Annotated in this window: 3 protein-coding genes; all 3 read left to right on the top strand. The window is 35.5% G+C overall.

All coding sequences use genetic code 11. The features are described from left to right. The coding region (locus V7147_RS24785) for a TRAM domain-containing protein (RefSeq protein ID WP_335370460.1) at nt 1–437 on the top strand (437 nt) is incomplete at its 5' end. 1 nt (nt 438) lies between these two features. Beyond that, complete coding sequence (locus tag V7147_RS24780) at nt 439–873, top strand: RicAFT regulatory complex protein RicA family protein (protein WP_335370459.1); 435 nt, start codon at nt 439–441, stop codon at nt 871–873. 333 nt (nt 874–1,206) lie between these two features. Then, nucleotides 1,207–1,712, top strand: a 506-nt coding sequence (locus V7147_RS24775) for an outer spore coat protein CotE (protein WP_335370458.1), incomplete at its 3' end; no start/stop codon positions are given.

The raw sequence follows: 1,712 nt of genomic DNA, 5'->3' as shown, positions 1-1,712 counted from the left end.
CTACAGATATTATTGTTGGTTTCCCTAATGAAACGGATGAACAATTTGAAGAAACTCTTTCCTTATATAAAGAAGTAGAATTTGATTCTGCATATACTTTCATTTATTCACCACGTGAGGGAACACCAGCGGCAAAAATGGAAGACAACATTTCAATGGAAGTTAAAAAGGAAAGACTTCAGCGTCTTAATGCACTTGTAAATGAGATTTCTGCTAAGAAAAATCTTGCATACCAAGATCAAATTGTTGAAGTTCTTGTTGAAGGTGAAAGTAAAAACAATCCGGATGTTTTAGCTGGATATACAAGTAAAAATAAATTGGTTAACTTTAAAGGTCCAAAATCAGCAATTGGTAAAATTGTAAAAGTAAAAATTATACAAGCGAAAACTTGGTCATTAGATGGAGAAATGATTGAAGAAGCGGTAGAGGTGAACTAAAATGGCACAATTTACAAAAGAGCAAATCGTTGAGCGTGCAGAAGAGCTTGCAAAAATGATTGCAGAAACAGATGAAGTTGATTTCTTTAAGCGTGCAGAGGCACAAATTAATCAGAACAAAAAAGTTCAAGAGATTATTGAGACAATCAAAAGCTTGCAAAAGCAAGCAGTTAATTTCCAACATTATGGTAAGTCTGAAGCGTTAAAGCAGGTTGAAGAAAAGATTGATAATCTACAAGCAGAGCTTGATAGCATCCCAGTTGTAGAAGAATTCAAAAACTCACAAATTGAAGTGAATGATCTTTTACAGCTAGTAGCACATACCATTTCAAACAATGTTACAAATGAAATTATTACGTCTACTGGCGGAGATTTGTTAGCAGGTGAAACTGGTTCAAAAGTGAATAACAGTAGTGGCTGTAGTAGCTGCCACTAGAAGTATGAGGCAAAAGCGTTGAGCTTTTGCCTTATTTTTTTTGCCGATCATTTCAAGTTTGATATTTTTGCTTGTACAGCTTTGAAAAAAAGGTACATAAATGGGCGCACGCGCATACAATGAACTATACGGTAATCGTAAGGTTGATGTATAAAGAGAAGGACATTGCGTTTTTTTAGTACTTACTTTTAATTGTTTATTCTTTTTCATGTATCACAAGAAAACCATCAAAATGACTTGCAAAAAGTTATTAAAAAGAAATCAGTCTTTAGCACACTAGTCAAATGTCCCGCATAGGATGAATTGAAGATTGATTGAGGAGGGTTTGTTCGAATGTCTGAAGAAAAAAAATACAGAGAGATTATAACAAAAGCCGTCGTAGGTAAAGGGCGTAAGTTTTCGCAGTCTACCCATACAATTTCTCCGCCACACCACCCATCCAACATTTTAGGATGCTGGATCATTAACCACAAATATGAAGCGGAGAAAAAAGGGAATACAGTAGAAGTATGTGGCACATTCGATGTCAACGCGTGGTATTCTTATGGTAACAATACAAAAACAGAGGTTGTTACCGAAACACTTTCATACAAAGATTCCATCAAACTTAAGTATAGAGATGAGAATTTCTTAGGTGATAGCTGTGACGTAATCGTTGAAGTGTTACAACAGCCAAATTGCTTAGAATGCACAATTTCTCCTAACGGAAACAAAATTCTTGTTGAGGTTGAAAGAGAGCTTCTTGCTGAAGTTATCGGAGAAACAAAAATTTGCGTTCAAGTGAATCCTGATGGTTGCTATGACGACATCAAAGATTGGGACGTAGACGACGAGGAATT

Origin of the sequence: Bacillus sp. JJ1521, assembly GCF_036965165.1 — a bacterium.
Classification (GTDB): domain Bacteria; phylum Bacillota; class Bacilli; order Bacillales; family Bacillaceae_L; genus Ferdinandcohnia.
The sequence above is the reverse complement of the archived record's forward strand: the minus strand, read 5'-3'. Positions and strand labels throughout refer to the sequence as shown.